This window comes from Streptomyces arenae, assembly GCF_022343545.1.
Taxonomy (GTDB): Bacteria; Actinomycetota; Actinomycetes; order Streptomycetales; family Streptomycetaceae; genus Streptomyces; species Streptomyces humi.
On record NZ_JAKQYH010000070.1, the window covers coordinates 46,728 to 59,265 of the forward strand.

At 71.2% G+C, this 12,538-nt stretch carries 11 protein-coding genes and 1 pseudogene; 6 read left to right on the top strand and 6 right to left on the bottom strand.

The genetic code is table 11. The annotated features are described in order from the left end of the window. Positions 1–24: 24 nt before the first annotated feature. The gene (locus tag MB828_RS33195) at positions 25–612 is read right to left on the bottom strand and encodes a hypothetical protein (RefSeq protein WP_301651428.1); all 588 of its coding nucleotides are present in this window, start codon (positions 610–612) and stop codon (positions 25–27) included. A 208-nt stretch (positions 613–820) separates the two neighbouring features. On the opposite strand from MB828_RS33195, the gene MB828_RS33200 reads away from it, so the two are divergent. Beyond that, on the top strand, positions 821–1,609 hold the full coding sequence (locus MB828_RS33200) for a DUF3050 domain-containing protein (protein WP_301651429.1): 789 nt from the start codon (positions 821–823) through the stop codon (positions 1,607–1,609). A 6-nt stretch (positions 1,610–1,615) separates the two neighbouring features. On the opposite strand, the gene MB828_RS33205 is transcribed toward MB828_RS33200, so the two are convergent. After that, the gene (locus MB828_RS33205) at positions 1,616–2,479 is read right to left on the bottom strand and encodes a DMT family transporter (protein WP_301651533.1); all 864 of its coding nucleotides are present in this window, start codon (positions 2,477–2,479) and stop codon (positions 1,616–1,618) included. 48 nt (positions 2,480–2,527) lie between these two features. Next, positions 2,528–3,531 (bottom strand): annotated as a pseudogene (locus MB828_RS33210) (hydrolase); the annotation flags it as partial. Between the two features lie 265 nt (positions 3,532–3,796). Between MB828_RS33210 and MB828_RS33215 the strand changes: the two are divergent. Both MB828_RS33215 and MB828_RS33220 read left to right on the top strand, forming a co-directional pair. Continuing rightward, positions 3,797–4,138 (top strand): hypothetical protein, encoded by a 342-nt coding sequence (locus MB828_RS33215; protein ID WP_133025684.1) that lies wholly within the window; start codon positions 3,797–3,799, stop codon positions 4,136–4,138. Positions 4,139–4,145: 7 nt separating this feature from the next. Further along, positions 4,146–5,330 carry a glutathionylspermidine synthase family protein gene (locus MB828_RS33220; protein WP_301651430.1) on the top strand — a complete coding sequence of 395 codons (1,185 nt, stop codon included), beginning with the start codon at positions 4,146–4,148 and terminating at the stop codon, positions 5,328–5,330. A gap of 29 nt (positions 5,331–5,359) precedes the next feature. Here the strand turns inward: MB828_RS33220 and rocD are convergent, their stop codons facing one another. Next, positions 5,360–6,565 carry an ornithine--oxo-acid transaminase gene (gene rocD, locus MB828_RS33225; protein ID WP_301651431.1) on the bottom strand — a complete coding sequence of 402 codons (1,206 nt, stop codon included), beginning with the start codon at positions 6,563–6,565 and terminating at the stop codon, positions 5,360–5,362. Positions 6,566–6,966: 401 nt separating this feature from the next. On the opposite strand from rocD, the gene MB828_RS33230 reads away from it, so the two are divergent. The 3 genes from MB828_RS33230 to MB828_RS33240 all read left to right on the top strand — a co-directional run bounded on the left by MB828_RS33230 (position 6,967) and on the right by MB828_RS33240 (position 10,282). Continuing rightward, a complete protein-coding gene (locus MB828_RS33230) occupies positions 6,967–8,421 on the top strand; it encodes a glycine hydroxymethyltransferase (protein ID WP_301651432.1) in 1,455 nt (484 codons plus the stop codon). Between the two features lie 124 nt (positions 8,422–8,545). Then, positions 8,546–9,559, top strand: coding sequence for a tryptophan--tRNA ligase (gene trpS / locus MB828_RS33235; RefSeq protein ID WP_301651433.1), 1,014 nt, complete (start codon positions 8,546–8,548; stop codon positions 9,557–9,559). Between the two features lie 144 nt (positions 9,560–9,703). Continuing rightward, a complete protein-coding gene (locus MB828_RS33240; protein WP_301651434.1) occupies positions 9,704–10,282 on the top strand; it encodes a 2'-5' RNA ligase family protein in 579 nt (192 codons plus the stop codon). A gap of 18 nt (positions 10,283–10,300) precedes the next feature. Here MB828_RS33240 and MB828_RS33245 read toward each other — a convergent pair whose 3' ends face one another. Both MB828_RS33245 and MB828_RS33250 read right to left on the bottom strand, forming a co-directional pair. Then, positions 10,301–11,056: a decaprenylphospho-beta-D-erythro-pentofuranosid-2-ulose 2-reductase gene (locus MB828_RS33245; protein ID WP_133025678.1), complete on the bottom strand. Its 756-nt coding sequence runs from the start codon at positions 11,054–11,056 to the stop codon at positions 10,301–10,303. 22 nt (positions 11,057–11,078) lie between these two features. Next, positions 11,079–12,461: an FAD-binding oxidoreductase gene (locus MB828_RS33250; protein ID WP_301651435.1), complete on the bottom strand. Its 1,383-nt coding sequence runs from the start codon at positions 12,459–12,461 to the stop codon at positions 11,079–11,081. Positions 12,462–12,538: the final 77 nt, after the last annotated feature.

Here is a 12,538-nt window from a genome sequence, read left to right on the forward strand (position 1 = left end):
ACCTCCCTCGGATCGTTCCCGGGCCTATGCGGCCCGTCGTTTGTGTCGCCCGCGCAGCGCCTGGAGCGGCGGATACAGCCATTTCTTGAAGAAACGCTGAAGCCGCGGCATGAGAATCCAGGTGACAAGCGCGGTCACACAGAGGCAGAGCACCAGTGTGCGAATGAGCGGATTGACGCCGCTGAGATAGGGCAGCACGACGATATTGAAGAGCAGGACCGGTGGGAACACCGCGCTCATGTTGATGAACCACAGTTTCCATTTGGCCGGCGGAACGGGCGGCGGCGGGGCGGGCGGCGGCCCGTTCAGCGCGTCGAACCACTCCTTCGACCCCCGTACGCTACGGCGCCCGGTGAGGCGGGCGATACCGTCCGTACGGGTCTCCCAGTGCCCGCGGTCCAGGGAGTTCTCCCAGGCCAGCGCCGAGTCCTCGGTGGCGAAGCGATACACGACATGCCATTCCGCCTCCTGGTCGACTAGGACGCCGCCGCCGAGGAACCCCGGCTGTCGGGCGCTCGCGCCCAGCATGGCCCACCCCCACGAGTGGAAGTCGCCTTCACGACCCGGCATCACGTGATAGGCCACGGTGACGGTGACGGGATTACTGGTCACGGTGTCCTTTACGGAATCGACACAACGCGCGTTCACAGGTTCGGTGAGATTTTTTCGCGTCCGGAACGTAACTTTTTATAGCGCTTTCTATGGAGTTCGTGCCTTCCGTGTACCGCTACTCCGGGTAACTTTCACGGAATTCCGGAAAGTGCTTGCCCGGCGGTCCCTGGAGTTGCACGATCGCCGTCCGGAACGAAGGAGAGACGCCATGTCGAGGTATGTCTGGGAGCTCACCCGGGAAAGCCGCGAGGCAATCGATCAGGCGCGCGCGGTGATCGAATCCGCACGTAAAGAGGTGACCGCGCACCCGCTTTACCGGCGGATATCCGACCGGGACCGGCTGGCGACGTTCATGACCCACCACGTCTTCGCCGTCTGGGACTTCATGTCCCTGCTCAAGTCGCTCCAGCGGGAGCTGACCTGCGTCGACGTGCCCTGGGTGCCCCGCGGCTCGGCGGTGGCCCGCCGGCTCGTCAACGACATCGTGCTCGTGGAGGAGAGCGACGCCCGCGACGGCGGCTTCACCAGTCACTACGAGCTGTACCGCGCGGCCATGGCCGAGGCCTCCGCCGACACCGTCCCGATCGACACCTTCGTCGCGCTCGTCGCCGAGGGCCACGACGTCTCCGCCGCCCTGCGGGTGGCTGAGGTCCCCGCGCCCGCCGCGGAGTTCGTCCGCACCACCTTCGGGATCATCGCCGACCGCCCGCTGCACTGCCGGGCCGCCGTGTTCGCCTTCTCCCGGGAGGACCTGATCCCGGACATGTTCGACCAGGTCGTCAGGGAGGAGGGCACCGACCGCTTCCCGCTCTTCAGGGACTACCTCGCCCGCCACATCGAGGTCGACGGCGAGGAGCACACCCCCATGGCCCTCCAGATGGTCGCCGACCTGTGCGGTACCGACGAACAGCGCTGGGCGGAGGCCGTCGAGACCGTTCTCGTCGCCCTGGAGGCCAGGTCCCGCCTGTGGGACGGGATCACGGACGCGATGGGCTGACCGGGATCACGGACGCGAGGGGCCGACCGGCTCGGACGCGCCGGGCCCGGCGTCCGCCGTGTCCGGTGCCTCCCCGAACCGGCCCAGCGCCAAAGCGCCCGCCACGGCCACCGCGAACCCGAGCACCGCCAGCCAGGCCAGGCCCTCCCTGGTGCGGTCCCCGAGCCACACCACCCCCACCGCCGCCGGGCCGATCGTCTCGCCGATGACCACGCCGGCCGTCGCCGTGGTCACCGAGCCGCGCTGGAGCGCCGAGGTCAGCAGCATGAAGGCGGCGCCGCCGCCGACCAGCAGGGCGTACGTCGCCGGGTTGGTGAGCAGATCGGGCAGCCGGAGCGTGTCGATCAGCCGTACCGACACCTCCACCACCCCGAACCCGAACCCGGCGCCGAGGCCGAGGACCAGGGCCCGTCCCCGGCCCGACAGCCGCCCGCCGGCCAGGCCGAGCAGCAGCACCGCCACGGCGGTCCCCAGCATCACCCACTTCAGCGTCGTGGACCCGGCCCGGTCCCCCTCGGGTCCGGAGGCCAGCCCCAGCATCGCCAGGCCGGCGCACACCACCCCCACGGCCGCCCACTCCACCCCGCTGAGCCGCACCCGCAGCAGCCGCGCCGCGACCACCGCCGTCACCGCCAGCGAGGAGGCAAGGGCCGCGCTCACCGCGTAGATGGGCAGCGAGCGCAGCGCCAGGATCTGGAACACGAACCCCAGTCCGTCCAGCCCGAGCCCGACGACGTACCGCCACTGCCGGACCGCCCGCAGCAGCAGCGCCGCCTCCCCGCCGGTCCCGTCACCGGCCGCCCGCGCGGCCATCGCCTGAAGGACTGTCGCCGTACCGAAGCAGACCGCGGCCGCGAGGGCGCACACCATTCCGAAGAGCACAGAGGGACTGTAGGGGAGACGGGCAGGCGGTGGCCGGGAGGAAAGGTAAGAAGCGGGCCCGGGAGTCCCGGACCCGCCTCCTTCCGTCCCGCCGCGGGTCAGCTCGCGCCGGCCAGCCAGGCGGTGGCGTTGAGGGCGAGGGCCGCGTTGGTGGCGCCGGTGTCGTTCCAGCCGTCGTAGAGCTTGTTGCCGGACTGGCCGGTGCCGTCGTCGATGGGGGAGCTGTCGCCCCAGAAGGCGACCCGGCCGCTGCCGAAGGTGCTGGTGAGGAAGAACGCGCCGGTGTTGCCCGAGTAACCGCTGCGGTACACGAGCCCCTTGACGTTCGAGTTGTCGGCGGGCTTGAGGGTGGCGGTGGTGCCGTCGGCGATCAGGCTCTTGGTGACGGTGCCGAAGCCGCCGTGCAGCACAGGATCGCTGCTGTCGCTGACGGCCTTCGGGTAGCCCGAGCTGATGTCGAGGGAGTCGATGGAGAAGCCGAACGGGTCGGTCGAGTCGACGCTGTTGTTCGTCATCAGGTCGTTGAGGATCTCGACCGCGTCGTAGCCGTCGTTGTTGCGGTCGGCCCCGGTGTGGTCGGAGATCATGAACAGCCCGCCGCCGGCCTTCACGAAGTTCATGATCGCGTTCTTCTCGGCGGTGGTGAACTTCGTGTTGGGCTCGGGAAGCACCAGCGCGTCGAACTTCGACAGGTCGGTGGTCGAGGAACCGCCGTACGTCAGCGCGCTGGTGGCGGTCTTCAGGCTGTAGTCCCCGGTCTTCTGGAGGGCCACGCCCCACGAGGAGAGCGCGCCGGTCCAGTCGGTCTCGGAGGACGGGGAGGAGTCCTCGGAGAGCGGGTCGGGCTTGCCGGTGGAGATGATCCAGTCCGCGTTGCCGGCCTCCTCGGCGTGGCCGTCGTCGAACAGGACGCGGTAGGTGCTGGCCGCGTGGGCGGGGGTCGCGGCACTGGTGGCCTGAACGGCGGCACCGGCCGCGAGCAGGCCGAACACGGCGGCGGCCGTGGTGAGTTCGCGGCGCGAGGTGGCGAAGCCGGGCATCTGTCATTCCTCCGTCGGTGGGGGATGGGAGAGAGGGATGGCGGTGCGGGTGTGGGGGTAGTGCGTCGGTCTGCGCGCGTAGAGTCGAAGTTGATCGTTCACCCGGGGGCAGGCTGGACGGTACCCGGACGACCCGGCGCGCCGACAGGATCTCCGGGGGCTTCACAGGAATTTCTTACCCGTACATGACAACAATGGGATGGCTGAAACCGCTCCTCTAAACTGACGCCCGACATCACACGGGCAGCACGGGGGGAACACGGACATGGCAGACGTACGCCGTCAACTACGCTCGGGAACGGTCGTCCTCGGCGGTATGGGCCTGCTGGCCGCCGCCCTGACCGCCTGCTCCTCCGACCCCGACAAGCGCTGCGTCGACCGCGACAGCTACCGCGCCGGCAAGGGCTACCAGGTCGTCTCCGACAAGAACTGCACGTCCACCAAGTCCACCGTCGACGCCGGCTACTACTACGGCGGCAAGAAGCGGAGCGGCTGGGTCAAGGGCGGCTCGTTCACCAAGTCCGGCGGGGGCGGCGGCTCGTCGAGCGGCGGTCACAGCGTCCACCGCGGCGGCTTCGGCGGCGGCCACGGCAGCTCCGGCGGCTGACCGGACCATGGAGCGCCGTACCACCGACCCCCGCCCCGGCTGGCAGCGGACCGTCGAGGAACAGGGTGTGATCTACCCCCTCACCCGCCATGCCGACGGCGCGCTGCGCCCGTACTGGGACGAGAGCGCCTACTACGCCTTCACCCTCGCCGAGGTGGAGGCGCTGGAGGAGACGGTCGGGGAACTGCACGCCATGTGTCTGGCGGCGGCGGACCACATGGTCGCGAAGAACCGTTTCGCTGACCTCGGCATCACCGATCCCCGGGTGGTCGCCGCCGTTACCGAGTCCTGGCACCGCCGTGCCGAACTCCCCTCCCTCTACGGCCGCTTCGACCTCCGCTACGACGGCACCGGCCCGGCGAAGCTCCTGGAGTACAACGCCGACACGCCCACCTCCCTGGTGGAGGCGGCCTCGGCCCAGTGGTTCTGGATGACGGACCGCTTCCCGGGCGCCGACCAGTGGAACAGCCTCCACGAGCGCCTGGTCGCCGCCTGGCGCGACCAGGCCCGCCTGCTGCCCCCGGGCACGCCCCTGCACTTCGCCCACTCCGCCGCCGACGAACTGGGCGAGGACCTGATGACGGTCGCCTACCTCAAGGAGACGGCCGAACAGGCGGGCCTCGCCACCGACTGGATCTCCATGGAGGAGATCGGCTGGGACACGCTCTCCGGCCGCTTCGTCGACAACCGGCTCGGTTTCATCCGCGCCTGCTTCAAGCTCTACCCCTGGGAATGGCTCACGACCGACGAGTTCGCCGGTCACGTCCTCGACACCCTGGACAACGGCGGCGGTACGGGCACGACGATGTGGATCGAGCCCGCCTGGAAGATGCTGCTCAGCAACAAGGCGCTGCTGGCGGTCCTCTGGGAGCTGTACCCGGGCCACCCGAACCTCCTGGCGGCCTACGTGGACGGTCCGCGAGAGCTCGCGGACACCGGCGGGTACGTCAGCAAGCCGCTGCTGGGCAGGGAGGGCGCGGGGGTACTCGTGCACGAGCCGGGCCACGCCCCGGTCGTGCGCGAAGAGCCGTGCTGCTACCAGGAGCTGGCCCCGCTGCCGGCGTTCGACGGCAACCACGTCGTGCTGGGCGCATGGGTGGTGGGGGCCGAGGCGGCGGGTCTGGGCATCCGCGAGTCCGCGGGCCTGATCACGGACGACTACGCCCGCTTCCTGCCCCACGTGATCCTCTAGCGCCCCCTAGTGGCGCTGGGGGTACCCCCCTAGGCGCTCAGAACCCCCCACAGCTGCTCGATCCCCCACTCCAGGTCCTCCTCCTCGACCACCAGCGGCGGCGCCACCCGCACCGTCGACCCGTGCGTGTCCTTCACCAGCACCCCCCGCTCCAGCAGCCGCTCCGAGACCGCCCGCCCCGACCCCACCGCCGGAGCCACGTCCACCCCCGCCCACAGACCCCGCCCCCGTACGGCCGTCACCCGGCCGTTGCCCGCGATCTCCGCCAGCCGCCGGTGCAGCAACTCCCCGAGCACCGCCGCCCGCTCCTGGAACTCCCCGGTCCGCAGCATCGCGATCACCTCCAGGCCCACCGCACAGGCCAGCGGGTTCCCGCCGAACGTGGAACCGTGCTCCCCGGGCCGGAACACGCCCAGCACGTCGGCACCGGACACGACCGCCGACACCGGCAGCACCCCGCCTCCGAGCGCCTTCCCGAGGACGTACACATCGGGCACCACCCCCTCGTGCTCGCAGGCGAACGTGCGCCCGGTGCGGCCCAGCCCCGACTGGATCTCGTCCGCGACGAACAGCACGTCCCGCTCGCGGGTCAGCTCCCGCACCCCCGCCAGATAGCCCGCCGGCGGCACGATCACCCCGGACTCGCCCTGGATCGGCTCCAGCAGCACGGCCACCGTGTTCTCGGTCAGCGCCGCCCGCATCGCCGTGAGGTCCCCGTACGGGACGATCTCGAAGCCGGGCGTGTACGGCCCGAAGTCCGCCCGTGCCTCCGGGTCGGTCGAGAAGGAGATCACCGTCGTCGTACGGCCGTGGAAGTTCCCGCCCGCGACCACCACCTTCGCCATCTCCGCCGGCACGCCCTTGACCCGGTAGCCCCACTTCCGGGCGGTCTTCACCGCTGTCTCCACCGCCTCCACCCCGGTGCTCATCGGCAGCACCATCTCCATCCCGCACAGCTCGGCCAGCTCCGTGCAGAACGCGGCGAACCGGTCGTGGTGGAAGGCCCGGGACGTCAGCGTCACCCGTTCGAGCTGCGCCCGCGCCGCCGCGACCAGGCGCGGATGGCCGTGCCCGAAGTTCAGCGCCGAGTAACCGGCCAGGAAGTCCAGATAGCGGCGCCCCTCGACGTCCGTCAGCCATGCCCCCTCGCCCGTGGCGATCACCACCGGCAGGGGATGGTAGTTGTGCGCGCTGTGCAGGTCGGCGGCGGCGATGAGGGCTTCCGTAGTGGTCACGGCGACTCCAGAGAGGGCGGCGAGATGTTCCCTTTCCTACCCTCTGTCCGTGCCCGACTGGTGGACGCCACGGCCCCCGGACCGGGCGTGCCCGGTAGTGTGACCGCAGGGCCGTGACTGGCGCGCTGGGGTCTGCCGTCACATTCCCGTCGTCCGCCCGGAGGGCGGGCCCCGGGGTGGCTGGTGCGTGCAGCTGCAAGGCGGAGGAGGGAGTCGACGCGGAGCGTCGGCGACCGACGACAACGCCGCAGATGCGCGTGCCAGGCGCCCCGGGGCAGGCGGGAATGTGACGGCAGACCCCGAGGATGGGACGGACCATCGGGGAGCGGCTCGTGCTGTGATCGAGTGCCGTGCGCCTGGGCCGAACCGTGAGTGCCGAACGACATGTCCGGAGGTCCCGAATGACTGACAAGTCCGCGCCCCTGTCCACCGAGTCCACCGCCTACCGCGCCGCCCTCGACGTGATCCGCGCGGTCGAGCCGCGCGTCGCCGACGCCATCGGCCAGGAGGTCGCCGACCAGCGCGAGATGCTCAAGCTGATCGCGTCCGAGAACTACGCCTCCCCGGCGACCCTGCTCGCGATGGGCAACTGGTTCAGCGACAAGTACGCCGAGGGCACCATCGGCCGCCGCTTCTACGCCGGCTGCCGCAACGTCGACACCGTCGAGGGCCTCGCCGCCGAGCACGCCCGCGAGCTGTTCGGCGCCCGGCACGCCTACGTCCAGCCGCACTCCGGCATCGACGCCAACCTGGTCGCCTTCTGGGCCGTCCTCGCCGACCGCGTCGAGGTCCCCTTCCTGGAGAAGACCGGCGCCCGCCAGGTCAACGACCTGACCGAAGCCGACTGGGCCGAGCTGCGGCAGGCCTTCGGCAACCAGCGGATGCTCGGCATGTCCCTGGACGCGGGCGGCCACCTCACGCACGGCTTCCGCCCCAACATCTCCGGCAAGATGTTCGACCAGCGCTCCTACGGCACCGACCCGGCCACCGGCCTCATCGACTACGACGCGCTGCGCGAGCAGGCCCGCGAGTTCAAGCCGCTGATCATCGTCGCCGGCTACTCCGCCTACCCCCGCCTGGTGAACTTCCGGATCATGCGCGAGATCGCCGACGAGGTCGGCGCGACCCTCATGGTCGACATGGCGCACTTCGCGGGCCTGGTCGCCGGCAAGGTCCTGACCGGCGACTTCGACCCGGTCCCGCACGCCCAGATCGTCACCACGACCACCCACAAGTCGCTGCGCGGCCCGCGCGGCGGCATGGTCCTGTGCGACGACTCCCTCAAGGACCAGGTCGACCGCGGCTGCCCGATGGTCCTCGGCGGTCCGCTCCCGCACGTCATGGCCGCGAAGGCCGTCGCCCTGGCCGAGGCCCGGCAGCCCGCCTTCCAGGACTACGCCCAGCGGATCGTCGACAACTCGCGCGCGCTCGCCGAGGGCCTGACGCGCCGGGGCGCCACCCTGGTCACGGGCGGCACCGACAACCACCTCAACCTGATCGACGTGGCCTCCTCCTACGGCCTCACCGGCCGCCAGGCGGAGTCCGCGCTCCTCGACTCCGGCATCGTCACCAACCGCAACGCGATCCCGGCCGACCCGAACGGCGCCTGGTACACCTCCGGCATCCGCATCGGCACCCCGGCGCTGACCACGCGCGGCCTGGGCACGGCCGAGATGGACGAGGTCGCCGGCCTGATCGACCGCGTCCTCGCCACCACCGAGCCGGGCACCACGAAGTCGGGCGCGCCGAGCAAGGCGAGCCACGTCCTCGACGAGAAGGTGTCCAAGGAGATCGCCCAGCGCGCGACCGACCTGGTGGCGGGCTTCCCGCTGTACCCGGAGATCGACCTCGGCTGAGGCGCCCCGCAGGGGCGCGGGGAACTGCGCGAACGGCCCCCACCGGCCCGCAGTCCCCCGCGCTCCGAAACCACCCCCCACCACCGGGCCATTCCCACCCTCACCCTCTGAGAGAATGGTGAACATGGCCTCAGATCGACCCCGCGTGCTCTCCGGCATCCAGCCCACCGCCGGCTCGTTCCACCTGGGCAACTACCTCGGCGCCGTCCGCCAGTGGGTAGCCCTCCAGGAGTCCCACGACGCCTTCTACATGGTCGTCGACCTGCACGCGATCACGGTCCCGCAGGACCCCGCCGAACTGCGTGCCAACACCCGGCTCGCCACCGCCCAGCTGCTCGCCGCCGGCCTGGACCCGGACCGCTGCACCCTCTTCGTGCAGAGCCACGTCCCGGAGCACGCCCAGCTCGCCTGGGTCATGAACTGCCTCACCGGCTTCGGCGAGGCCAGCCGGATGACCCAGTTCAAGGACAAGGCGGCCCGGCAGGGCGCGGACCGCGCGTCCGTCGGCCTGTTCACGTACCCCATCCTCCAGGTCGCCGACATCCTGCTCTACCAGGCCCACGAGGTCCCGGTCGGCGAGGACCAGCGCCAGCACGTCGAGCTCACCCGTGACCTCGCCGAGCGCTTCAACGGCCGGTTCGGCGAGACCTTCACCATCCCGAAGCCGTACATCCTCAAGGAGACGGCGAAGATCTACGACCTCCAGGACCCGTCGATCAAGATGAGCAAGTCGGCGTCCACGCCGAAGGGCCTCATCAACCTCCTCGACGACCCGAAGGCGACGGCGAAGAAGGTCAAGAGCGCCGTCACCGACACGGACACGGTGATCCGGTACGACGCCGTGGCGAAGCCGGGTGTCTCGAACCTCCTCACCATCTACTCCACCCTCACCGGCAAGCCGATCGCCGAGCTGGAGCAGGAGTACGAGGGCAAGATGTACGGCGCGCTCAAGACGGACCTCGCCGATGTCATGGTCGAGTTCGTGACCCCGTTCCGGGAGCGCACCCAGCAGTACCTGGACGACTCGGAGACGCTCGACTCGATCCTGGCCAAGGGCGCGGAGAAGGCGCGTGCCGTCGCCGCCGAGACCCTGGCCCAGGCCTACGACCGGGTCGGCTTCCTGCCCGCCAAGCACTGAGCCGGCACCGAGTCGCGCGGCGAAGCGCTGCACATCACTTCGGCCACGGCTGCCCGGGAGGCGGCCGTGGCCGTACAGTCGATAGCCGGACGGCCGGGTACGAACCCGACACCCGTCCGACCATCACGACCGACGGGAGATGACGTGGGGACCGTAACGATCGGCGTGTCGATCGCGGTCCCGGAGCCTCACGGCAGCCTGCTCCAGGAGCGGCGCGCGGGCTTCGGCGACGCCGCGGCCCATGGCATCCCGACGCACGTGACCCTGCTGCCGCCGACGGAGATCGACGCGGGCGCGCTGGGCGCGGTGCAGGCCCACCTGAGCGAGGTCGCGGCGGTGGGCAGGCCGTTCCCGATGCGGCTGTGCGGTACCGGTACGTTCCGGCCGCTGTCACCGGTGGTGTACGTCCGGGTGGTGGAGGGCGCGGACGACTGCGCCTGGCTCCAGCAGCGGGTGCGGGACGCGTCGGGGCCGCTGGAGCGGGAGCTGCAGTTCCCGTACCACCCGCATGTGACGGTGGCCCACGGGATCGACGAGGCCGCGATGGACCGGGCGTTCGCCGAGCTGGCGGAGTTCGAGGCCCAGTGGTCGTGCATGGGGTTCGCGTTGTACGAGCAGGGGGCGGACGGGGTGTGGCGGAAGCTGCACGAGTACGCCTTCGGCGGGGCCGTGGTGCCGCCTCAGGTGGGCCATGTGGAGCGGGGGAGTATCGCCAGTCGGTAGCCTGCGCGACCAGCCCCTCTAGATCGGCAGGCGTCGGAAGACCGATCGCGGTGCGTGTCGTAGGGCCGACATCACCACCCTTAGCGCGCCCGGCACCCACACCATCTCCGAGCGCCGGCGCAGGCCCGTCTCGATCGCCGTCGCCACCGCCTCCGGGGTCGTCGCCAGCGGGGCCTCCTCCAGGCCCTCGGTCATCTTCGACCGCACGAAACCCGGCCGTACGACCATGACGTGCACGCCCGTCCCGAGCAGCGCGTCGCCGAGGCCCTGTGCGAAGGCGTCCAGGCCGGCCTTGCTGGAGCCGTAGATGAAGTTGGAGCGGCGGGCCCGCTCTCCGGCCACGGACGACAGGACCACCAGCGAGCCGTGGCCCTGCGCCTGCAGAGCCCGCGCGCTGACCAGGCCCGCCGAGACGGCGCCGGTGTAGTTGGTCTGGGCGACGCGCACGGCGTTCACCGGCTCCCGCTCGTCCGTCGCCTGGTCGCCGAGGACGCCGAAGGCCAGCAGGACCACGTCGACGTCGCCCTCCGCGAAGACCTTGCCGAGGACCGCCTCGTGGGACTCGGGGTCGAGGGCGTCGAAGGGGACGGTGTGGACGTCCGGCCCGAGCGTGCGCAGGTGCGCGGCGGCCTGTTCGAGCGCGGGGGAGGGACGGCCGGCCAGCCACACGGTACGGGTGCGGCGGGCGATCAGCCGGCGCGCGGTGGCCAGCGCGATCTCGGACGTACCGCCGAGGACGAGCAGGGACTGGGGCATTCCGAAGGCGTCCTTCACGACAGCTCCTGGAGACTGGGGGCTAGAGACCGAGACGGCGGGACAGGTCGGAGACGAACACCCCGCGCGGGTCCAACTCCGCCCGCAGGGCGCGGAATTCGGCGAGCCGCGGGTACATCGCGGTGAGCAGTTCGGGGCGCAGCCGGGAGTCCTTGGCGAGGTAGACCCGGCCGCCGGCGGCCGCCACCTCCTCGTCCAGTTCGTCGAGGAGGGCGGCGAGGCCGGGCAGCGCGGCCGGGATGTCCAGGGCGAGGGTCCAGCCGGGCACCGGGAAGGAGAGCCAGCCGGGGTCGGCGTCGCCGAAGCGTTTGAGGACGGCCAGGAAGGACGGGCAGCGGCGTTCGGAGATCCGGGCCACGATCCGGCGCAGCGTGTCCTCCTGGCCGTGTCCGACGGCGAACTGGTACTGGACGAAGCCGGCCCGGCCGTAGACGCGGTTCCAGTGCGGGACGCCGTCCAGCGGGTGGAAGAACGCGGAGACGCGCTGGAGCCGGCCGGCGCTGGCGCGGGGCGCCTTGCGGTACCAGAGCTCGTTGAAGAGGCCCACGGTGGTGCGGCCCAGGAGGCCACCGGGGACCAGGTCGGGGGCGGGCGGAAGGCTGCGGGGGCGGAAGGCGAGGGGCGCGCGCCCGGCGCGGGTGCGCGGGCCGAGCGCTTCCAGGGGGGCGTGGTCGCCCCGGGTGAGGACCGCGCGCCCGGTCGCCGGCCCGCGCGCGAGCAGGTCGATCCAGGCGACCGAGTAGCGGTACCGGTGGTCGGTCTCGGTGAGCCGGGTCAGCAGGTCGTCGAGGTCGGCGGCGCGTTCGGTGTCGACGGACATGTACGACGTCTCGACGGGGAGGAGGCGGACGGTCGCCGTGAGGATCACTCCGGTCAGACCCATGCCGCCGGCCGTCGCGTCGAACAGCGGGGTGCCGCGGCTCACCGTGCGGACATGGCCGTCCGCGGTGAGGAGTTCGAAGGACAGCACGTGACGGGAGAACGATCCCGAGACATGGTGGTTCTTGCCGTGGATGTCGGCGCCGATCGCGCCGCCCACCGTCACCTGGCGGGTGCCCGGGGTCACCGGGACGAACCAGCCGAGCGGCAGCAGCACCTCCATCAGGCGGTGCAACGAGACCCCTGCGTCGCACAGCACGGTGCCGCCGTCCGCGTCGATGGCATGGATGCGGTCGAGGGCCGTCATGTCGAGCACGGCACCGCCGGCGTTCTGCGCCGCGTCCCCGTACGCCCGCCCGAGGCCCCGCGCGATACCGCCGCGCGCCCCGCAGTTCCGGACCGCGTCGGCGGCCTCCTGGTACGTGCGGGGGCGGATCAGCCGGGCGGCGGTGGGGGCGGTGCGCCCCCAGCCGGTGACGGGGACGGTGGTGTCAGGCGCGACGGGCCCTCCAGGCTTTCCAGGCATGGGAACGACCGTATCGCTGCCGTATGGGTGTTATGGGTGGAATAGGGGATTGAGTTACGGAAGATCACCTGACTCCC

Coding starts and splice junctions, on each gene's coding strand:
- MB828_RS33200 (WP_301651429.1), top strand. CDS start 821: ATGTCGAGGTATGTCTGGGAGCTCACCCGGGAAAGCCGCGAGGCAATC.
- MB828_RS33205 (WP_301651533.1), bottom strand. CDS start 2,479: ATGGTGTGCGCCCTCGCGGCCGCGGTCTGCTTCGGTACGGCGACAGTC.
- MB828_RS33215 (WP_133025684.1), top strand. CDS start 3,797: ATGGCAGACGTACGCCGTCAACTACGCTCGGGAACGGTCGTCCTCGGC.
- MB828_RS33220 (WP_301651430.1), top strand. CDS start 4,146: ATGGAGCGCCGTACCACCGACCCCCGCCCCGGCTGGCAGCGGACCGTC.
- MB828_RS33230 (WP_301651432.1), top strand. CDS start 6,967: ATGACTGACAAGTCCGCGCCCCTGTCCACCGAGTCCACCGCCTACCGC.
- trpS (WP_301651433.1), top strand. CDS start 8,546: ATGGCCTCAGATCGACCCCGCGTGCTCTCCGGCATCCAGCCCACCGCC.
- MB828_RS33250 (WP_301651435.1), bottom strand. CDS start 12,461: ATGCCTGGAAAGCCTGGAGGGCCCGTCGCGCCTGACACCACCGTCCCC.